Raw genomic sequence first — 20,231 nt, 5'->3', positions numbered from 1 at the left:
TTCTTTTTCGCCAGACTTCGTTGCTCGCTCCTTACAGATCCACTTCGGGATATGCTCGTCGCTCGCGCCTCGTCTGGCCGAAAAATCCCTTGCCGCGAACGTGAGCGTATTTATGAAATGGACCACTTAGTTTAGCAGCGCTGCCTATTTCTCAGCAGGCTTCGCGGCCTCTGCTTTCTGCGCGGCCAGCCACTCGAAAGCCACCTTCACGTCGTCCCCCACTTTCAACGGGAGCGCGAGCGGGGCGCGCACTTTGATCCCGTAATCGCTCATCTTGAACGCCGTGTCTCCTTTGACTTTCAGGCGAGTTGCATCCACGCGCTCGATGGTGACGACCATGGAATTGGTGCGCAGCATCCCGGCGATCGAGAATTCGCCCACGGCATTGAACTGCAACGCTCCCGCCGGAGCATCCGTCTTCACCGAGATTTGTTTCAGGCGATATTGGATGTCTTTGTACTGCTTCTGCTTCATGGCTTCGTACATGACTTCGTCCATGAGCTGCGTGCCGCTGAGCAACGAGGTGACCGGAATCTTCACCTCGACTTTGGCGTTGAGTTTCGCGTCCGCCGGCGGTTTGGCCGCGGGGTCGAGCGGAAAGTTGGACTCCAGTTCCATGAATCCGGCAATGAGTTTTCCTTCCACGCTCCAATCGTGCAGTGTGGAAGTGCCTTCGAGCTTAAGCTTGCTCCCTCTGGGCTGGCCTTGATACCGCGTCCACGTTTCGGCGGCCGTCGGGAGAGCCAGCGCAGCCAGCACGAGACCGAGCACGACGTTTCGGATAGAGAAAATGGATGATTTCATAAGGTTATGTCCTTTGTAAAAAACTCGGACCGTTAGCCGAGATCAAACCACTCCTGCTGGAATACGATTCGTTTCTTTTCGAGAATCGCCTCGTTGGCCTTGAGGGCAATGACTACGGAGTCGAAGCCTTCCTGGTATCCAGCCGCGGGGAGCCGGCCTTTTCGCAGGTCGGCGAGATGTTCTTTCAACGCCTCGTCATCCTCGCCGAAGTTTTCTTTGAAGTCTTTCACGGCGGTGGCAACTTTCCCGGCGTTCCCCAGGAACGCTTCGAGCGCGAACGAGAGCGCGTTGGTGGCCGCGGCCGTGTCTTCGGCGCCGCCTTCGCCCTGGGCTTCCAGCTTGGAGGCGTTGGCTACGAGCGCGATGCCCGTTTCTTTGTAGAACGAATCTTTCCGGGCATAGACTTCCCAGCCCAACAGCGGCGCATCGACTTCCTTGAACATCCAGGCTTTGTTGTCGCGGACCATGATGGCGCTGTCCGTCCCATAATAGACTTCGTAATCGGATTCGAACGAGTTGGCCAGGGTGCTGTCGTAGGTGAGCTGAACGCCTTGCGGATATTCGAGAACGGCCTGAATTGTGTCGGGCACATCGCGGTTGTCTTCGGTCCACTTGATGAGCGAACCGAAGCCCGTGACGGCCTGAGGCCGTTGATCCAGGAACCACGTCGCGGCATCGAGTTGGTGGATGCCGACCTCGCCGATCAGACCGGGCGATGTCTTCCGGCTCAACCGCCAATTGACTTCCTTTTCCCGCTCCGGATTGGGCGAGGTAAACCGCCAGCTTTGTTTTCGGTGCCACTGGGCGCGGGCCATGACCGGCTTGCCCATGGCGCCGGAGCGAATGAACTGCAGCAGAAAATGGCGCTGCGGATGCGAGCGCGCTTGCAAACCGGATTGAAAGACCGATTTGAACGAGGCCTTGGCTGCCAGGGCGATGGCGCGCGCATCGTCAATGGTGTGGGCCAGCGGCGCTTCACAATACACGTGCTTGCCCGCCTTGAGCGCGGCGAGGGTGATTTCGCGGTGTTGATGCGTCGGCGTCGCGATAAACACGGCCTCCACCTCCTTGTTCTGGAGCACTGCCTTGTAATCGTCCGTGGCCGTGGCTTTCGGAGCGGTCTGTTGGCCGCGGCGCAGCATCGGGGCGTACGTGTCACAAATCGCGACGATGTGCGCCTCGGGAATCTTGGAGAGCGTGGCCAGAATTTCGCGGCCCCAAGGCCCCAGACCGATCAGGCCGCAGTTCACGGGCCGGCCAATGGGTTTTCCGACGTTCGCGGCGGCGGGATCCGCGGACTTTTCCTGCGCGACCAACGGCACGCCGCCGAGCATGGACATGAGCGTGCTGAACGAGCTGCCCTTTAGAAAAGTGCGCCGGCTCAGATCGGGTAATCGTTGTGGATTCTTCATTTCAGTTCTTTGATCCGAATACTGCGGAAACTGACCGAGCCGTGGTCGCCTTGCAAGAAAATCGCGCCGGGTTCGTTCACCTTGTTGTCGATCTCGCTGCCCGTGGCCCGGTTGCACTCCACGTTGTCGTGGACCTTCACGCCGTTGAGGATGACCGTAATCTTATTCCCGATGATCGTGGCCTCAACCGTGTTCCATTCCCCGGCGGGTTTGGAAGCAAACCTGGAAACGGCCGTGTGGTTATAGATCGCACCGTTGCCTCCGAGGTTGGGTTTCCCGGTGGCGAAGTCGTCCAGAATCTGAATCTCGTGCCGCCCGCGCAAATAGAAGCCGCTGTTGGCGCCTTGCGGGATTTTGTATTCGTAACGCACGGTGAAGTTCCAGAATTTCTTCTCGGTAACGAGATCGGTGCCGTGTTCGCCGGCGTTGACGGTGTTGATCAGCACGCCATCCTTGACGCTCCAGCTTGGATGACCGCCGGGCTGGCGCAGTTTCCAGCCTGACAAGTCCTTTCCAGTGAAGAGCGGCTGGAAACCTTCCGCGTCAGATGCGGACGCGAAAGTGGCAGGAGCAAGGATGCTCAGAGTGGCCAGCGCCAGGAGACAGACGACGGTTCTCATTTTCAAAAAAATTCTCGGTTGGTGGAAACGATTCGCGCCACGCGTCACCTCGTTTGCGGTTTTGCATCGCCGGGTTCCAAGCCGAGCGCCCACTTGATGCCGCCCAGGATGTGCGCTTGGTAGCGTTCCGCAACCTCCGGTGAATTCAGCCGCACGCCCTTGCCATCTTTCCAGTCGGGATCCCAGACATCCTCGCGATGGCCCAGTGAAGTGTAGAAAACACGGCCCTGACCGTAATTCGAGCACCACGACACGGGGAATCGACCCCAGACGCCTTTGTCATTGGGATGCTTGTCCAGCACCAGCAATTCATGCACGCGGCTCGCGTCGTAGTTCTTCATCAAATAAACCTCCTCCTGAGCGATCTTAAAGACGTCACCGAGCGCGGTGGTGGACGGATGCTTGGGATCGACCACCAGGCAATCAATCGGAACTTGCGCGTAGTGAACCCGAAACTCGCCGCCCAGCATCCGAGTGTAAGGGTCAATCAGGCCTGACTTGTAGGGATCGGGCGCGCCTTCCTCGGCGTGAAACGTGTCGCTGGCCGAGTGCATGCCAATGAAGGCTTTGCCGCCGCGGATCGACTCCAGAAACGCCTTCTTGTCCGGAAGCGGCAACACGCCCGTGGTATTGGCGAAAATGAAGCCGTCGTATTTTTTCAACGCCTCGGGGTTCATCTTCTCCGCCAGGTCTTTGGTCATCTTCTCCATCCAGGCCGTGGCTTGAGCTTTGTCTCGGGGCCGCGGCCCGCTGCCCACAATATCCACGGTGAACACGCCGGTTTTTTCGCCGAGTTGCGCAAGGACTTTTTCGGCCGTGGGGATTGAACTATGCGGAAAGCCGACCGTGGCCGTGACGACCAGCAACTTTTTCGGGGCCTCGGCGGCCGGGGTCGCCGGCGGAATCGCCGCGAAGAGGAGGAGCGTTGCAGCCAACTGGAGGAAGCGGGAACGGGTAGTCATCATAGTTTGTTCAAGTCCTGATACAGGTTTTGTGTGCCTAGAGATTGGGACGAAGCCCAAGGGACAGGCATTCATTTAACCCCTCTACAGGCCGGGTCAAGGCTTCTTTCCCCGCAAGCTTTGCGCTTTGTTGCGGAGGATTCCTTCCCGATTTTGTCCGAAGAAAAACATTCTTTGCGCGAATCGCAGGTTGCTCTGGAAAACCTTTCGAACCTGCACTCGGTCCATGAACCCGGTAGGGCGAGTCCGTCCCGGCGAGCCGCTCCACGCGCTTGGAACTCGTCCGACTCGGCTCGCTGGGGACAGGCTCGCCCTACCGTCTGGTTCATGGAAAGAATTGCCGGGCACTGGCAGGAAACCAGTGGTCCTGAAGTCGGAATGCGATTAAGTTACGGCACCGTGCGCTTTCGGTGCCTCCACAGATTGTCGGTGACACGCCGCAAATCTTCCTTCATTCACTTTTGTGTTGGATGGGGCGGACTCTATCGCAAAGCGCAGTTTGCAGTCGGGATCTGCCTCTGGCTGCTTTCAACTTCTCAAGCCCAACCTGCCAGCCCAGGCCAAGCCGCGCCGCCGCAGTTCAGTGTTGCACGCGGTTTTTACGAAAGCCCTTTCTCCCTCTCGATTTCCTCCCGCACTCCCGGCGCTGTGGTCTATTATTGTTCCGACTTCAGCGAACCCGCTCCGGGCCAATCGCCGCCTGCGACCCGGCCCGTCCAGATCGGCGGTACTACGGTGATCCGCGCCCGCGCGTTCAAGGAGGGACTCGCCCCGTCGGATATCGTCACCCACACGTACCTTTTTCTCGGCGACGTCATCCATCAAGCGCCCGACGGCAAGCCACCCACTCACTTCCCATCCTCCTGGGGCGCCAACGAGGTGGACTACGGCATGGACCCGAAAGTGATCTCGCGTTACACGGCGGCCGAATGGCGTGAGGCGTTGACGCAGATTCCGTCGATCTCCGCCGTGACGGAGGTGAAAAACTTGTTCGATCCGGCCACGGGGATTTACGCGAACGCGGCGCAACGCGGCCAGGCCTGGGAACGGCCCGCTTCCATCGAACTGCTCGATTCCAAAAAGGTGCCGCAAGGACAATTCCAGGAAAATTGCGGGCTCCGCATCCGGGGCGGCTACAGCCGGAACCCCCAATACGCCAAGCATGCGTTCCGGGTCTTTTTCCGTCGCGAATACGGGGCGGCCAAGCTGAAGTTTCCGTGGTTCGACGGCGAAGGCGCGAGTGAGTTCGACACGTTCGACCTGCGCACGAGCCAGAATTATTCGTGGGCCATCGACGCCGCCGCCGGCCGGTTCGACACGATGGTGCAGGATGTTTTCTGCCGCGAGACCCTCGGCGCGCTGGGCCAGCCGACCACCCGCTCGCGCTACTATCATCTCTTCTTGAACGGCCAGTACTGGGGTCTGTACGAAACTCAGGAGCGCCCCGAAGAAGCCTACGGCGAAACTTATTTTGGCGGGCGCAAGGAGGATTACGACGTGGTCAAAAGCGCGAATCATCCCGGCGTGTTCGTCACGGAAGCGGCCGACGGCAATCTCGACGCGTTCCGCGCGCTCTGGACCCTGGCGCGCTCCGTGGCGACCAACGCCGCCAATTCAAATTACTTCGCAGTCCTGGGCCGCAACGCCGACGGCTCGCGCGAACCAGCTCGCCCCGTCCTGCTCGACGTGGACAACCTGATCGATTACATGCTGGTGATTTTTTACACTGGCGACGGCGACGCGCCGCTCTCCTGGTTTTTGAATTTCGAGCGCTCCAACAATTGGTTTGGACTCCGGGACCGGACCAATCCGAACGTCGGATTCCGGTTCTTCAACCACGATGCGGAACACACGCTGGGCGCGCCGTTCAGCCAGATCGACCGCACCGGGCCTTACGTCAGGCCCAATCAGAATAATTTCACGTTCGCCAACCCGCAGTGGATTCATCAGGACCTGGCTGCGAGCGGCGAATATCGATTGCGCTTCGCGGACCATGTCCAACGCCATTTCTTCCACGGCGGCGCGCTGACGCCCGAAGCAGCGACTCAACGGTTCCTGCGCAAAGCCGCGCAGATCGACCACGCGATCCGCGCTTATTCCGCGCGCTGGGGCGATGCCGTGCGCCAGCCGGCGTATGGCGAAGCCGAGTGGCGCAACACCATCGACTGGATCGTCACGCATTGGTTTCCGGCGCGCACGAGCGTGGTGCTGGAACAGCTCAAGCGCGCCGGCCTCTACCCGCTCGTTTCAGCCCCCGAGATGCGATTCGAGTCCGACGCGCCCGCGCAGCCTTTGCTTCGATTGTCGCACGCCAACGCGACCGGCCGGATCTATTTCGCAGTCGATGGCACAGATCCGAGAGTTGTCGGAGGCGCGGTCGCGCCGGGCGCGATGGTTTACACAGCCCCGGTCTCAGTCTCAACCACGGACCGTGTATTGGCTCGTGTTCGAGACGGCTCAAGCTGGAGCGCGGTGGTTGAGGCTCAGCTTCCAGGTCTATCGAACTCGCCTCACTTGACCATACGTCGAACCTCCAGCGCGGTGGCTTTGGATTTCTCGGCGGCGGCAATGCAGACTTATACCCTGGAGTACCGCGACGATGTCGCCGGCGCTTCGTGGCGGGCGCTCACGAACTTTCCACCGGCGGCGGCGGATCGGCGTCTGAGCGTTCAGGACACCCTGGCCTCTCCGCTTCGCTTTTACCGCCTGCGGGCGTCCCCTTGATTTTGCACAGACCCTTAACTGAGCAAACCCGCAGACCGGACGGCCTCGATGGTGCGGTCCGGCGAGACATGAAGAATAGTTCGCCAGCCTCGGTTTTTGCCCGCCTCGATGTTCTCCGGACGATCATCGATATAGAGCAAGTTTGCGCCTTGAAAGCCGGCGAGCGCCTCCGCCACTTCGTAGAGCCTTTCATCCGGTTTCATCGCGCGGTGCTCGAACGAAAGGATGTGGCCGTGGAATTGACCGTAGAATGGAAACTGACGCCGGATGTGTTCGATGGCGAGGGCGTTGGTGTTTGAAAGCAGGTAAGTGGGCAAACCCGACGTGCGGAGGTTTGCGTGCAGGCGGATCATCGGCTTAATCGGAGAAAAGATGTCGCCGAAGATCGCTCCGAACTCCGTGAGCTCACCGCGAAAGCCGGAGTGGCGTTGCACCTCGGCAAAGAATTCCTCCGTGGAAACCAGGCCTGTTTCGTAGCGATACAGGAGCGGCGATTGATCCAGCAATCGCTTCAACTCCAGAGCGGAAATCTTCGACTGGGCTTCCAGTTTCGCCGCTGCCAGGGAGTAATCAAAATCCACCAGGACTTTGCCGAGATCGAAAACGACGGCTTGAATGGAACTCCCGGCCATTACTCAAGAGGTCTCCGTCCCTCGATGGCTTTGCTCAAAGTCAGGCCATCCGCGAACTCTAATCCACTGCCGACGGGCAACCCGTGCGCGATTCGCGTCACCTTCACGTTCTTCGGTCCCAGGCGCTGCGCCAGATAAAAGCTCGTCGCGTCGCCTTCGACATCGGACGGGAGTGCGATAATGACTTCCTGAATGGCCTCTTTGATCAGCCGGGTTTCCAGGGACGCGATCCGCAAATCCTCCGGGCCGACACCGTTCAGCGGCGAAATTTTTCCGCCCAGGACATGAAATCGGCCGCGATAGGTCGCCGGTTTTTCGATGCTCAGGATATCGACGGCGCGTTCCACAACGCAAACGAGCGAGCCGTCGCGCCGCGGATCACTGCAAATTTCGCAAGGTTGTTTTTCGGTCAGGGCGCCGCAAATCGAGCATTCCACGATTTTCTCGCGAGCCGCCACCAGCAGCCGGGCGAGTTCCTTGACCGCTGCAGCGTCCGACTGCACGACATGAAGGGCGATCCGCTCCGCCGAGCGCGGGCCAATGCCTGGCAACCGCCCCAGCGCGGCAATCAAACTGGTGATCGGTTCTGGAAGGGCAGCCATGAACTGAGTTGAAATCCGAAATTCGAATGTTGAAATCCGAAACAACTTCCAATCACGTCCTCGGAATCACGGCGATCGCAGCCGAGGACGAGTGCGAGGACGAGGACGAGTTTTCGAGCCTCCGATGGCCGCTACATCAACCCCGGTATGTTCAATCCCGACGTCACTTTGCCCATTTCAGAAGCGGACAACTCCTTGGCCTGGCCTAGCGCGTTGTTCACGGCGGTCAAAACCAGATCCTCCAACATCTGAGGATCGGACGGGTTGATCGCTTGCGGGTCGATTTTGACCGACGCCAGCGTGCCGTCGCATTTCGCCACGGCCTTGACCACACCGCCGCCGCTGGTCGCCTCCACGGTCTTGGCGGCGAGTTGAGCCTGGACTTCTTCCATCTGCCGCTGAATGCGCGCGGCTTGTTTCATGAGTTTGCCAATGCTGGACATAAATTCGTGTTGAGAGTTGAAAGTTGAGGGTTGAGAGCTCGCCGATCTATTCAATGGAATTGATGAATCGCCCTCACCCCGGCCCTCTCCCCCAGGGAGAGGGAGAAAGATTTCTGTGCCGGTCGTTCGGTCACCGAGCCGTGACATTTTTCAGCGCGGGAAATGACCGTTCCCTCTCCTGGGGGAGAGGGCCAGGGTGAGGGCGATTGTCGCTTCATAACTGAAATCAGGCGCGAACCTCTACGATGGTTCCTTTGAAGATTTCCAACGCCTGCTTGATGAGCGGGTCGTTCTTGAAATCGTCTTTCACAGCGGGCGGCGCCTCAGGCTTGGCCGGCTGTGCTTCCGGAGCGTGAACCGCGCGCGCCGGCGGCGGCGGATCTGCCGTTTCGACCTGAGGACGAACCCAGTCCGAGGGAGCGTTCGCCACCACGAATTTCACCTGGACTTCGCCGCACCCCAGTTCGCGCATCTTGGTTTGAAGGAGCGTCCGGTTCTTCGAATTGTCCACCAACCCGACGTGATCCGAGAATTCGGGATCGAAACCAATCGTGAGGACGTTTTTGGCGAGAGAAACCGGATGCGCCTCCAGCAGGTAAGTCCGGGCAAACGGACTCACGCGCCCGACGGCTTCAAGCACGTTCTTCCATAGCTCCGCAAGGTCCTGCGCGCGGCCAGTCGGCGGCGAGGTCGCCTCTTGTGGAATGTCGGCGTCGCGTAGAATCCCCTCTTCCGACGCGGAGCTTGTCGGAGTGCGGAGGGCAGACACCTTGTCTGCCGGTTGAGGGGGCGTCTTCGCCTCCTCATGTGAAGCGCGGACTACGCCGCGAGTTGGCAGGCTGGAAGCCTGCCCTACACTCACGGAAGGGGCCGACGCCTGGCCGGCGACAGGTTCCGGCCGCAACTGTTGCAGCTTGCTCACCAGGACGTCGATGGATACCGCATTCCGGGCCTGAATCGCTTTCAAGATTGCGACTTCGATCACAATGCGTTTCGAAGCCGCGTCGCGAAGTTTGCCTTCCGTCTCGGCCAGGACTTCCATCACGCTCGCCAAGGCTTCGGCGGTGATTCCGGACGACTGTTCGGCCAGCGCCGCGGCTTCGAGTTCGGTGACCTCCAGCAGATTCAGATCGCCGCGCGAGATTTGGAAGAGCAGCAGATTGCGGAAATGGCCTAACAGATCGGAAAGCAGCCGGCTCAAGTCCTTGCCATTCCGGGCCAGATCGCTCAACTGACGCAGGGCGGCTTCGGTCGCACCCACCAGAACCGTGCGCGCCAGTTCCAGAATCTGAGATCGCGCCGCGAGGCCAAACATTCCCAGCACATCGGCCTCGGCGATCTTCTCGCCGCAGAAGCTGATCAGTTGGTCCAGCGCGGACTCGGCGTCGCGCATGCAACCATCCGCCCCGCGCGCGATCGCGTGCAAAGCCGCGTCATCCACGGTCACCTTTTCCAGCGCCGCGATCTGCGCGAGATGTTTGACAATGAGGGGCGTCGGAATGCGCCGCAGGTCAAATCGCTGGCAGCGGGACAGGATCGTGGGCAGGACTTTCTCCGCTTCGGTCGTGGCGAACATGAACTTCACGTGCGCCGGAGGCTCTTCGAGCGTCTTCAGAAGCGCGTTGAACGCCTCCTTCGTCAGCATGTGGACTTCGTCGATGATGTAGATCTTGAACCGGGAACTGGACGGCGCGTATTTGACCGTCTCGCGCAGCTCGCGGATTTCCTCGATCCCGCGATTGCTCGCGCCGTCGATCTCCAGCACGTCGAGGGACCTGCCCTCGGCAATCTCGCGGCAACGCGGGTCATCGTCCGGGAAGTCCACGCTGGGCCCTCCGGTGCAATTCAGGCATTTGGCGAAGATGCGCGCCAGGGTTGTTTTGCCCGTGCCGCGCGGCCCCACGAACAGATACGCGTGCGCAATCCGGTTCTGCCGGATCGCGTTGCCCAGCGTTTGGGTGACATGGTCTTGCCCCACCACGTCGGAGAACCGTTGCGGCCGATACTTTCGCGCTAAGACCTGGTAGGACATCGGTGATTCATGATTTACGATTCATGATTGAAGAAGGTCCGCCTGCGCCACCGGCTTGTGTTGCGCAAATCATAAATCATGAATCCGAAATCATAAACTACTGAAAATGGCCAGGGTGACCACGGCAGATGCAGAGCTAACTACCGTTGCTGCATTCCTGCCCTGGCGGGGTTTGAAAGTCCACATTCCGTGGGCCCTGGCCAAAGCCGGGTGGAACGGTAGGCCCCGATTTGCAGGTCATCAAGAAATAATTGCCTTTTAAAACCTGGTAGGGACGGATTCCACTCCGTCCCTGAATTTACGCTGCGACCGGAAAGACAATTTCAGGGACGCGGTGGAACGCGTCCTTACCAGGTCATGGCGCGTACGTCCGGCTTGAGGGCCGTGGAACTTTCCCGAGGACAATGATCGAGTTGAACTTTCTTCCGGGAAAGCGGATCATTCCGTTGCACATGAAAACCTCGCGCCTTCTCCTGACCTTCGCCTGCTGCGCCGCGACTTCGCTTTTCGCGCAAGAATACCGCATTCAGGTGAACCGCCCCGCCAAAGCGGGCCAGGAATTCCAACTCTCTTGCCGTTTCCAGGAGACGCACCGGATTTCGGCCTCGTTCGCCGGGCGCTCTTCGCCCGAACAAAAAACCAATTACGTGGCCGAACTCGACGGACTCATGCGCATTTTGGAGACTGATTCCAACGGACGAATCAAGAGAGCCTCCTGCACGATTTCCAACTGCGTCCGCGTTGAAGACCGCTACAAACGCGAACTCCTGCCGCCGCGCGCCGTCGTAACGGCTTCAACCGAGCAAGGCAAACTCCAGCTTCTGGCCAATGGCAAATCCGTGGGCCTCGAGACGCAAAAGATTTTGGCTTTTGGGATGCAAGTGGATCCGGACGAAGCCCAAACCGAGGAAGTTTTCAGCACGGACACCCCCAGGAAGGTCGGTGACAGTTGGGAGAACGACCCGGAGAAATTGCGCGGCGTGCTGAAAATGCAACGATTGGGAATCACCAGCTCGGACATTCAAGGCCGAACCACTCTCGAGCAAGTCGTCAAGGTCGGGGATGAAGAGTGTCTTGATCTCGCCTCCAAAATCTATTTGAAGAAATTCACGCCGCCGCTGCCGCCCGGCGTCCAGATCAGGCAAGCCTTTGGCGCGCTCCGGTTGACCGGCAAATTTCCCGTGGATGCGTCGATGGCCGCTTTGGAGGAAGGGATCGAGTTCGATTACAGCTTCGTCGCCCAACTCGGCGGCGCGACCAATGCGCCGGGCATCACGACCAAAACGTCCTCGACTGTCAAAGGCATTTTGCAGCGGAAGTACCTGAAGTAAGTTGATGGGTTAGGTTTCCCCACGCTTGCATAGATTCTTGGACCACGGATTTCACGGATGCAGAAGCCTTTTTATCCGTGTTATCCGTGCAATCCGTGGTTGAGTCAGATTCGTAGGGAGGGAGGACGGAATCGAATCAGCGTTACGCTCGAAGGTTCCGCGATGCGACTAACAATGCTAACCTGGCTTTCTCGCCAGATCGAGGCACACGAGGTGATCTTCACTCCGCAAGTAAAGCTGCTTGCGCGAAAGAATCGGCGCGGCCCAGCACGGGTAGCGCAGTTGCGGAACTTGAAAGCGCGAAATCTCTTCCGGTTGCCTGGGGTTCACCTTGAACAAACCGAGTTTTCCGCCTTCGCCCAGCACGATCAGTTTGCCCTCAGCCATGATGGCGGAGCCGCGGCCATAGACGTCTGGCGTCGGGCTGCTGTGCGGGACCCACGATTCGTCGCGGTCCCACGCGAGTTTGCCGGTCTTGAGTTCGACACACCGGAAGCGCGCATCCGGTTCGTTGCGGCCGCTGAACGCGTAGAGGTAACCGTCGTGATAAACCGGCGTGGTCCAATGAATCTCCAGCACTGTGTCGCGCCAGACTTCCTCGAAACCTTTGCCATCCGGTTTGATCCGCAGCAGGACCGATCCAACTCGGTAATACGCGCCGGAGATGAAGACCAGATCCTCCACCACCACCGGGTTTGCCGCGTTGACCGAATCATTCAGCCGCGAGCGAAACCAGAGGCTGAAATCGACGTCGCCGGTTTTGGGGTCGAGCGAAACCAGCCCTTGCCGCGTCAGACAAAACACCTTGCGCCGGCCATGCATGGTGGCCGCGACCGGGGTGGCGTAGCTGGCCTGTTTTTCAAATTCATTCCAAACCAGTTTTCGTTCCCCCGGCCAGGCGGTCAAAGGAACCCCGGTCCAGTTTTTTTTGCCGACGCTTTCCCAGACGGTCTTGCCGGTCTTCGCGTCGAAAGCAACCATTCCGGAAGTCGGCTGCCCTCCGACCATGACGATCAACAGACCGCCTTCCAGGATGGGCGTGCTTCCCACACCAAAGAACGCCGCCGGCACGGTCCAATCCGCGCCTGTGTCGCGTTGCCAAATGAGCTTGCCGCTCTTCAAGTCCAGGCACAGCAGTTTGCCTTCAGCGCCGAAAGTGTAACAGCGGTCCTCGGTGAGCAGTGGCGTGCAGCGCGGGCCGTTGTTGTAGCCGTAAGGATCGATGTACTGGCTGGGATAGCCATAACGCCATCGGGATTGTCCGGTGCTGGCGTCGAAGCTTTCGACAATTTCCTCGCCGCCCAGGCGATGGTGCAGCACGAGTTGATTGCCGCGCACGGAAGGCGCGCTGTAGCCGGTGCCAATGCGTTTCGCCCAGACGAGCGGCGGCCCATTGGCCGGCCATTTCTCCAACAACCCCGTTTCCAGAGAGGTGCCGTTGGCGCGCGGGCCGAGGAAGCGCGGCCAATCTTCGCCGCCATCGGCATGAACCGACGAAATCTGTGCAAAACAAAGCACACTGTGGAGAGCAACCACAGGGAACAAAAGGAAACGAAGGGAACAAAGAATCCACAGGACTCTTTGGTTAAGGACGGGCTTTCTGGCGAGTGGATTCATCGGTTCCATTTAGCGTGCTCAGCAGAGTTTTTCGACGACAAAATGAGGCATATCGGAGAGGTGCATTGATGTGGCGCGGAATAGTCGCAGCTCCCCGCGTTGACCTCGATTCCACGTCTTGCCTCCCTTCCGAAGGCGCATTAAGTTTTCCGCGTGAGCTTTGCTGAAATTATTGCTGAACTGCCGAAGCTGACTGCTGACGAGCGCTCCGGCTGTGCGCCGCCGCCTTCGTGAACTCGAAGACCAGGACGCACAGCAATTCCTGCACGAAGCAGCCGATGCGATGTGCAAGTCAATCGCACGGTGCCTGCATGCCTGCACATTACAACGTCAACAGAAACGCGATCAGCGCCTTCCTCTCCGCCGGCGAAAGATCCAATCCAAACTCGTGTCCCTTCACCGCGCGCGTCTTCGTGCCGGGCGGGCCTTTCCAGCCGGTGGGAACATAGTCGTCGCGCAGGCGGCGCGGGTCGAACCAATCCTCCAGCGTCGCCACGGAGCCGGTGTGCTCGAAGGGGCCGCGATACCACACGCCGAGCAGCGACGGCACCTTGAGCGCCACCTTGCGTCGGACCGGTTCCCTTTGTTCCGCCAGCCACACGGCACCGAAGCCGCCTTCGCCCAATTTCTCCAGCAGTTTATAGCGGCCGATGTGCTCGCCGGGTTCCTCTGTCGCGAGCACCACGAGAGTCGGGCGCGCGTCGGCGGCCACTTGGTCGAGCAAAGGATCGTTGGCCTTGGCCAACAGAGACCCCACCGCGGCGCGCAGCGCGGCGTCGCCACCGCACGCGCCGTCGAGGAACGCGGCCCGCTCCGGCGCGGTCGGCTTCTCCAGCGCCTGGAAGGAAGAGGTCGCGCTCCCGGTTGCCTGGAGGTTCAAGGCTTTGGTTCATCGCATGCGCTTTCATGGATCAGTGCGGAAAAAGCCGGCGTGCCCCGCCAACTTTTTGCAGGCCCAACACACGGTGCCCGTGCTCTTACGATCGCGGATTCTCCCAGGAGCGCCATCCTCCGTGCTGGCCACCGGCCGCTCGGATCGTGTGGCTCGCGGAGCGCCCGACTTGCCGGCAAGGATGCCCGCGCTCCCAGGTCCTCTCCGCGTCTGGCCTGAGCGGCGTGCCGCCTCGATTCTCTACCGAGGCGCATCCATTTCGCGGCGCAACCACGCTCGCGCATACGCCCACAACCGCTCGGCGCTGCGCAGCGGTAGGTTCAGGGCCTCGGCGGCTTCGGACATGTTCAGTCCCACGAAGCAGCGGAGCTTCACCAGTTCCGCCGCACGGCGGTCCACGCGCTCGAATTGTTCGAGCGCTTCGTGGACCGCGAGCAACCGTTCATCGCTCTGCGGCGCGGCCAGGTCCACTCCCTCGAGGTCCGTACGCGCGGCGCCGCCGCCGTGCCGCGCCGCCTGGCGCCGCCGGGCGTTGTCGATGAGGATGCGCCGCATCGCCTCCGCGGCGGCGGCGAAGAAATGGCTGCGTCCATTCCAGTGCTGCGGCTCGCCGCCGACGAGGCGCAGCCAGGCTTCGTGGACGAGCGCGGTGGGTTGAAGCGTATGGCCGGCGGCTTCATTGGCCATCTTGTGCGCGGCCAGCCTGCGCAACTCGTCATAGACCAGCGGCAGCAAATCCCCGGCGGCCGCGGGGTCGCCTTGCTCGGCGCGTTCGAGGATTCGCGTGACGTCGCTCACGGGCTTGTCGCATAGCAGAGCTCAGCAAGAGTGGATAGCACAAAGCTCACGGCAGCGTGATCCGATAGGACTCTTGCGGTTAGAGTGAGGCATGAAATGAGTTGTGAGTCACTCGAAAGACACAATGATGCCCATAACGCTGATTGACATCAAACAGGACCACAAGCATCGTATCGTCATGAGAACGACACTGACTCTCGACGATGATGTTCTGGAACTGGCCGCCCGGCAAGCCAAGCTGCGCGGCGTTTCGCTCGGCAAAACCGTTTCGGATCTGATGCGCAAGGGATTGAGCGCCTCCACTCCCGCCCAGGACAAGGATGGCCTCGTGGTGTTCCAACTGCCGGCGGACTCGCCGAAGGTGACCACGGACGACGTGCGCCGCATTGAAGCCGAGGGCGTATGAAGGGCTACCTGCTCGACACCAATCTGCTCATTGCGTTGCTCTGGCCCAGCCACGAGCGGCATGACCTGGCGCTGAAGTGGTTCACCCGCCGCCGCGCGAAGGGCTGGGCGACGTGCGCCTTCACCCAGGCCGGTTTCGTCCGCATCGTGTCAAACCCCGCCTTCTCCCGCGACGCGGTTCAACCCCGGGACGCTATTCACGTTCTGTCGGCCAACACCGCCGCCAAGGACCACAGCTTTTGGCCGGATGAACTTCCCGTCGCCGAGGCGGTCGCTTTCGCTGGCGTCCGGCTGATGGGGCATCAACAGGTCAACGACGCCTACCTGCTGGGACTCGCCATCCACCGGGGTGGCGTGCTGGCCACGCTGGACCAGCGCGTTGCCGCCCTCACGGAACTCAAATCAGCCGAACGCAAAGCGCTGGAGACGGTGGGCTGAGCGCGTTTCGGCATCGGCGGCGCGCCTCTCGGGGAAAAGCGGCACAGGACTGCCGCAGTCCAGGACACTCCGCGACCACCGAAGCAGCAGTGAGGTGCGCCAGGTCTTGGAGCGCGCCGGCAAGCCGGACGCGACGACGCTTTCGTGTCGGCAGAAGCTCCGGAGTCCCTCCGTCGGCATGGGTTGGGCGCGCTGTTCCAGCAGGCGCGAGTAGTAATCCGGCAAAGGCGGTCGCTCGATCCGTCGGCGCGGCGGGGTCTTCAAACTCGTACACGGGATCACCGCGGTCGGTGACGACCACCTGGTCTTGCTGCTCCAATACGTTTGACCGAGCGGAAGTCGGTTCGCAGCTCGCGAATCGTGATGGCCGCTTCTGACCTGCGGGATTGGGGGGAAGTTTCAACTGCCCGTTTCCGTCTTCTCCTTCTGAGCCGCGGGCTTCTTCTGGTAAGGGGTGTGAAGGTTGAAGTAGATGCCGCAGAGCGGACGCTCGTTTTCGGTCTGGCTCAGGATAATGGTCACTTGCCGGTCCAAAGCGATTCCATGGCGAAGATTGGGACCTCGGTTCTCGTAGGCCTTGATGGCTTTTTCCAGGAGCGATTTCAGCGAAGCCGCGCATTGGTCTGGGGTTTTGTCCAGGCAAACGACATACTTCTCGAAAGCCTTGAGCGCCTGCGCCATCTCGTCCTGAAACATTTCAACTGTCACAGGCTTGAGATTAAAACGGCGGCTCCAAACTCGGAAGGGAAATCTCTATCCGCCAACAGAGAGATCGCGGAGCGCTCGGGGTGGACTCGCAGATGCATTACGTGGGAACCAATCACCGGCGCTGGTGACCGGTGCGGCCCTGCGCGAAAGCTCTCTTGAAGAAAAGTTGTTGCATTATTTATTGGGGCGGGGGGGGGAGTCTTTCGTCCCATGAACAACGAAAACAAGACTTCCGGGACGTGACACCGGAGGATTGGGAACAAGCGAAAATGCTAGTGATGTGTTTCACAGATGGTTGGAGTTATGCCGCAAGAGATTTTGGCCTCCCGCGAGGCGCGAGCGACGCGCATACCCTGGTGGGTCTGGGACGAGCGAGCAACGAAGCGGGAGGCCAAAAGACCCGCGGCCCGAAGGGTTGCGCCGAAAACGGTCTGGGGCTGCGTTGCTCCTCGGTCGCAGAGCGCTGGGGCTATGCTCCCTTGTCGCGCCTTGCCCCAGGCCGTTTTGGGCGCAACATAACTCCAGCCATTTGTGAAACACATCACTAGGGGATTGCCAAGACGCGTCGCATCGCCTTAAACGAGCGCATGCGCATATTTCTCGCTCGGCTCCCGAAGTCGCGGGGCAAACGCATCCTGGCAATTGCCGGATTACTTCTCGGCGCGGGTTTTCTCTTCTTGCTCGCGCTGGGCTTGACGGCGTTCTTTCTTTTTCGCTCGCCGAAATTTCAGGCCTGGCTCTGGCCGCGCGTCATGCATTGGCAGGCAACCGCCGCGTTGCCGGAGCCGCCGGCTGTGACGCCAGGCCCGCCCTACGGCGGTCCTGAACCCGACGCGGCCGCAGTTCGTGCCGCCGCCGATTTTTTTAAGACCACCAACGTCTGGACAGTCCACTTGAAGTTCGGGCCTGGCCGATGGGCCGCTTTGGGCCCCAAGCGTGTGCCAGCCGTCGCGAACTGGCTTCAACCTGACGGCACGGTGATCCTGCGCAATCCAAAAGCCGCGCGGTCCGGCATCGCGGGAGTTCTGGGATTTGATTATCCGTGGTCGCGCGCGGATCTGGAAATTGGCGGACTCTGGCTGACGAACGCGGGCGCCCGGTTCAAAGGCGACGGCACGTTCCTCGGAGCGTTGCGCACTTACAAACGCCCGTTCAAGCTCGATTTGAATCGGCACCAAACTAATCAGCAATTTGTGGGACGGACCTCGATCAACTTCAACAATCTGAGCGCCGATCAATCCGGTCTGAGCGACGCGCTGGCTTACGAATTCTTCCGGGACGCCGGCGTGCCCGCGCCGCGCACGGCTTTCGCGCGGGTTTTCCTGACGGTTGCGGAACGTTTCGAGCGCCGGCTGCTTGGCCTCTACGTGTTGCCCGAAAACCTCGACGCCGCCTGGGCTGAGGAAACCTTCGGCGTGAAAGGCGCCGCGCTGCTCAAACCGGTCACTTATCAGTTGTTTCACGATCTTGGCGATGACTGGAAACCATACGAACCGATCTACGACCCCAAAACAACCGTCAGCGCGCCGCAGCAAAGCCGATTGATCGAACTGGCGCGGCTGGTTACAAAGGCGAGCGACGACGAATTCGCCGCGCGCATCGGCGAATTCATCGACCTTGAAGAGTTCGCCCGCTTCTTAGCCTGCGAGGTCATGCTCGCGCACTACGACGGCATTCTGGCACAGGGCCAGAATTTCTTCCTCTACCTCGATCCGCGCTCGAACCGGTTTGGGTTCACGCCCTGGGACATGGACCATTCGTGGGGCGAATTCCCGATGATGTCCACCGCCGAGCAGCGCGAGCGCGCGAGCCTCTGGCATCCGTGGGTGGGCGAGAACCGCTTTCTCGAACGGATGTTGGCGGTTCCGGTTTTCAAACAAAAATACCGCGCGGAACTGGAGCGGCTCCTGACGACGCTTTTTGTCCCGGAGCGTCTGAATGCGCGCATCGACGCGCTGGCGGCTGTGGTCCGGCCTGCGGTCGCGGAAGAATCTCCGGCGAAGCTCGCCAAATTCGAGGTCGCGGTGTTGCGCGAATGGCAAACCGGCCCGCGCGACGGCCATCCGTTCGATGAGAACCGGCCCGTGCACCAACTCAAACGCTTCGTCGCCAACCGCGCGAAGAACATCCGCGACCAGCTCGACGGAAGAACGGAGGGCGTTGTGATCACGCGCATGCGGATGCAATGACTTTGGAACATTACCGCCCAGGATTTGCCATCTCGATTGGCCGGCATTCTTGCCGCCCCCTAGCCATGAACCGAACCCCCTCACCCCGTCCCTCTCCCCCGGTGGGGGAGAGGGTGTCCGCTGGGCTGGTCAGAGGGATTCCCAACGGTTCATGGGCCGTCTGCATGGCATCATGTCCGGGGAAGCTTCCCATGAACCCGGTAGGGACGGATTCCACTCCGTCCCTGACTTTACTCAGCGATCGAAGGAGCAATTCCAGGGACGCGGTGGAACGCGTCCTTACCCGTTCATGGGTCATGTGCATGGTTCTGAGATCAAGACAGCTTCCCATGAGCGCGTTTCTGGGATTCCTCTTTTTGGGCATGATGCTGATCGGCGAGGCTCTGGCCGCGGATCCCTCCAGTCCGCGGGGCGTATCGGTGGCTGCCGCGACGAATAATCTCAGCAGCGCTTGGTTCGCGGACCGCGGACAAAGTCTGCACGAACGCGAGCTGACCTGGATTCACTGGCTCCAGCAAACCAAGGCGCTGGCCTGGCCCATGCGCATCATCACCAATCTCGGGCCCAGCGTGTATGTCATCGCCTTCCTTCCTTTCGTTTTTCTGTGCCTCGATCCGCGAATCGGCATCCGTCTGGCGCTCGTCTATTTCGTCAGCTCAGCCTTGCGCGAGGCGCTCGCCCTGGCGTTTTGTTTTCCACGGCCTTTCTGGATCGACGCCGCTGTGGATACGTTTCATTACCGTCGCGCGCTGACCTTCAGCTACAGCTTTCCCTCCGGCCATGCTCTCATTGGGACGAGCATCTGGCTTTTCGCCGCAAGCCGATTCAGACGGCCCTGGGCGTGGTGCGTGGGAATCGCCATGGCGCTCTTGATTTGCTTTTCACGCGTTTATTTGGGCGTGCATTTCCCCAGCGATGTCACGGCGGGGTTTGTTGCGGGCGCGATGTTTGTGGCCCTGGTGATTGGCCTGGAAGCGCTCCTCGGCACGTGGTGGCAAGCGGCCGGGCTGCGCCGTCAATGTGTCGCCGCGGCGGTTTTGTCCGGAATGCTGATCCTGGCTGGAATCCTGGCCAAGAGCCTTCATTCCGCGATGCCGGATCCGCCGTTGTGGGCTGCGTTTGCGGTGAAGGCACGCGAGGTGCATCGCATCACCGAGCAAGCCGGCGCTGTGTTCGGTCTGGCCGTGGGGTGGGCCATTGGGCGGCGCTGGGCGCCATTCGAAGTATTCGGCCCGTGGTGGCAACGGCTGGCGTGCTGGGTTTTAGGTTGCGCTCCGTTGGCCGTGATTTACGGCACCAGGTGGCTTGGCCCGGCGGATTCCGAAGTCATCCGGGCTGCCGTCCGATTCTGCGGAGCTTCCCTGGCGACAGGGCTGTTGATGGGCGTGGTGCCGTGGCTTTGCTTGCGTTGGAAACTCGTCCGCCCGGAGGTCGCTCGTTAGTAGGTTAGCCGCGAATGGGACTACAGCGCTTGACTAGCCTAGACTAGACTAGACCTGCAACAAGCGTGATTATTGGCTTGAAAAAAGAAAAAAGCTCGAAATGCCCGTCAATATTGGTTGAAATATGTTTGTTCAAGAACAGCTAACAACCAACAAAAGGTCATTTCGAGTGAGCAGAAC

18 protein-coding genes, 1 other RNA gene and 1 pseudogene are annotated in these 20,231 nt (G+C 60.3%); 6 read left to right on the top strand and 14 right to left on the bottom strand.

Going from position 1 to position 20,231, the window contains the following annotated elements:
- Positions 1-144: 144 nt before the first annotated feature.
- The 5 genes from FJ398_14070 to FJ398_14050 form a co-directional block, all read right to left on the bottom strand.
- On the bottom strand, positions 145-804 hold the full coding sequence (locus FJ398_14070) for a YceI family protein (protein ID MBM3839064.1): 660 nt from the start codon (positions 802-804) through the stop codon (positions 145-147).
- Positions 805-836: 32 nt separating this feature from the next.
- Positions 837-2,216: a Gfo/Idh/MocA family oxidoreductase gene (locus FJ398_14065; GenBank protein ID MBM3839063.1), complete on the bottom strand. Its 1,380-nt coding sequence runs from the start codon at positions 2,214-2,216 to the stop codon at positions 837-839.
- Positions 2,213-2,836, bottom strand: a complete 624-nt coding sequence (locus tag FJ398_14060) for a DUF1080 domain-containing protein (GenBank protein MBM3839062.1) — start codon at positions 2,834-2,836, stop codon at positions 2,213-2,215. Before FJ398_14060 ends, FJ398_14065 begins: the two co-directional genes overlap by 4 nt.
- Positions 2,837-2,880: 44 nt before the next feature.
- Positions 2,881-3,798 carry a ThuA domain-containing protein gene (locus FJ398_14055; protein MBM3839061.1) on the bottom strand — a complete coding sequence of 306 codons (918 nt, stop codon included), beginning with the start codon at positions 3,796-3,798 and terminating at the stop codon, positions 2,881-2,883.
- 96 nt (positions 3,799-3,894) lie between these two features.
- The gene (locus FJ398_14050) at positions 3,895-4,146 is read right to left on the bottom strand and encodes a hypothetical protein (GenBank protein ID MBM3839060.1); all 252 of its coding nucleotides are present in this window, start codon (positions 4,144-4,146) and stop codon (positions 3,895-3,897) included.
- Between FJ398_14050 and FJ398_14045 the strand changes: the two genes are divergently transcribed.
- Positions 4,126-6,522 (top strand): hypothetical protein, encoded by a 2,397-nt coding sequence (locus FJ398_14045; protein MBM3839059.1) that lies wholly within the window; start codon positions 4,126-4,128, stop codon positions 6,520-6,522. The genes FJ398_14050 and FJ398_14045 overlap by 21 nt on opposite strands.
- A 14-nt stretch (positions 6,523-6,536) precedes the next feature.
- Here FJ398_14045 and FJ398_14040 read toward each other — a convergent pair whose 3' ends face one another.
- The 5 genes from FJ398_14040 to ffs all read right to left on the bottom strand — a co-directional run bounded on the left by FJ398_14040 (position 6,537) and on the right by ffs (position 10,433).
- Positions 6,537-7,154: an HAD family phosphatase gene (locus FJ398_14040; protein MBM3839058.1), complete on the bottom strand. Its 618-nt coding sequence runs from the start codon at positions 7,152-7,154 to the stop codon at positions 6,537-6,539.
- Positions 7,154-7,756: a recombination protein RecR gene (gene recR, locus FJ398_14035; GenBank protein MBM3839057.1), complete on the bottom strand. Its 603-nt coding sequence runs from the start codon at positions 7,754-7,756 to the stop codon at positions 7,154-7,156. The genes FJ398_14040 and recR overlap by 1 nt, the downstream gene beginning before the upstream one ends.
- A 131-nt stretch (positions 7,757-7,887) precedes the next feature.
- The gene (locus FJ398_14030) at positions 7,888-8,199 is read right to left on the bottom strand and encodes a YbaB/EbfC family nucleoid-associated protein (GenBank protein ID MBM3839056.1); all 312 of its coding nucleotides are present in this window, start codon (positions 8,197-8,199) and stop codon (positions 7,888-7,890) included.
- A 226-nt stretch (positions 8,200-8,425) separates the two neighbouring features.
- Positions 8,426-10,231: a DNA polymerase III subunit gamma/tau gene (dnaX, locus tag FJ398_14025; protein ID MBM3839055.1), complete on the bottom strand. Its 1,806-nt coding sequence runs from the start codon at positions 10,229-10,231 to the stop codon at positions 8,426-8,428.
- Positions 10,232-10,336: 105 nt separating this feature from the next.
- An RNA gene (gene ffs, locus FJ398_14020) (signal recognition particle sRNA small type) lies at positions 10,337-10,433 on the bottom strand.
- A gap of 202 nt (positions 10,434-10,635) precedes the next feature.
- Here ffs and FJ398_14015 point away from each other — a divergent pair.
- The gene (locus FJ398_14015) at positions 10,636-11,562 is read left to right on the top strand and encodes a hypothetical protein (protein MBM3839054.1); all 927 of its coding nucleotides are present in this window, start codon (positions 10,636-10,638) and stop codon (positions 11,560-11,562) included.
- Between the two features lie 177 nt (positions 11,563-11,739).
- Here FJ398_14015 and FJ398_14010 read toward each other — a convergent pair whose 3' ends face one another.
- From FJ398_14010 to FJ398_14000, 3 genes and pseudogenes are all read right to left on the bottom strand, one after another.
- Positions 11,740-13,179 carry a hypothetical protein gene (locus tag FJ398_14010; protein MBM3839053.1) on the bottom strand — a complete coding sequence of 480 codons (1,440 nt, stop codon included), beginning with the start codon at positions 13,177-13,179 and terminating at the stop codon, positions 11,740-11,742.
- Positions 13,180-13,501: 322 nt separating this feature from the next.
- A pseudogene (locus FJ398_14005) lies at positions 13,502-13,732 on the bottom strand (hypothetical protein).
- A gap of 579 nt (positions 13,733-14,311) precedes the next feature.
- Positions 14,312-14,869, bottom strand: a complete 558-nt coding sequence (locus FJ398_14000; GenBank protein MBM3839052.1) for a sigma-70 family RNA polymerase sigma factor — start codon at positions 14,867-14,869, stop codon at positions 14,312-14,314.
- A 178-nt stretch (positions 14,870-15,047) separates the two neighbouring features.
- On the opposite strand from FJ398_14000, the gene FJ398_13995 reads away from it, so the two are divergent.
- Together FJ398_13995 and FJ398_13990 are read left to right on the top strand one after the other, a co-directional pair.
- On the top strand, positions 15,048-15,275 hold the full coding sequence (locus FJ398_13995) for an antitoxin (GenBank protein ID MBM3839051.1): 228 nt from the start codon (positions 15,048-15,050) through the stop codon (positions 15,273-15,275).
- A complete protein-coding gene (locus tag FJ398_13990; protein MBM3839050.1) occupies positions 15,272-15,712 on the top strand; it encodes a PIN domain-containing protein in 441 nt (146 codons plus the stop codon). The genes FJ398_13995 and FJ398_13990 overlap by 4 nt, the downstream gene beginning before the upstream one ends.
- Before the next feature lie 399 nt (positions 15,713-16,111).
- On the opposite strand, the gene FJ398_13985 is transcribed toward FJ398_13990, so the two are convergent.
- Entirely contained in the window at positions 16,112-16,420 is a 309-nt protein-coding gene (locus tag FJ398_13985; protein ID MBM3839049.1) for a hypothetical protein, read from the bottom strand.
- A gap of 587 nt (positions 16,421-17,007) precedes the next feature.
- On the opposite strand from FJ398_13985, the gene FJ398_13980 reads away from it, so the two are divergent.
- Positions 17,008-18,609, top strand: coding sequence for a hypothetical protein (locus FJ398_13980; GenBank protein ID MBM3839048.1), 1,602 nt, complete (start codon positions 17,008-17,010; stop codon positions 18,607-18,609).
- Positions 18,606-20,051 (top strand): phosphatase PAP2 family protein, encoded by a 1,446-nt coding sequence (locus tag FJ398_13975; protein ID MBM3839047.1) that lies wholly within the window; start codon positions 18,606-18,608, stop codon positions 20,049-20,051. Before FJ398_13980 ends, FJ398_13975 begins: the two co-directional genes overlap by 4 nt.
- Positions 20,052-20,231: the final 180 nt, after the last annotated feature.

The organism is Verrucomicrobiota bacterium (assembly GCA_016871535.1).
Lineage (GTDB): Bacteria > Verrucomicrobiota > Verrucomicrobiia > Limisphaerales > SIBE01 > VHCZ01.
Note: the sequence above shows the minus strand (reverse complement) of the source record. Positions and strands in the feature narration are given on the sequence as shown.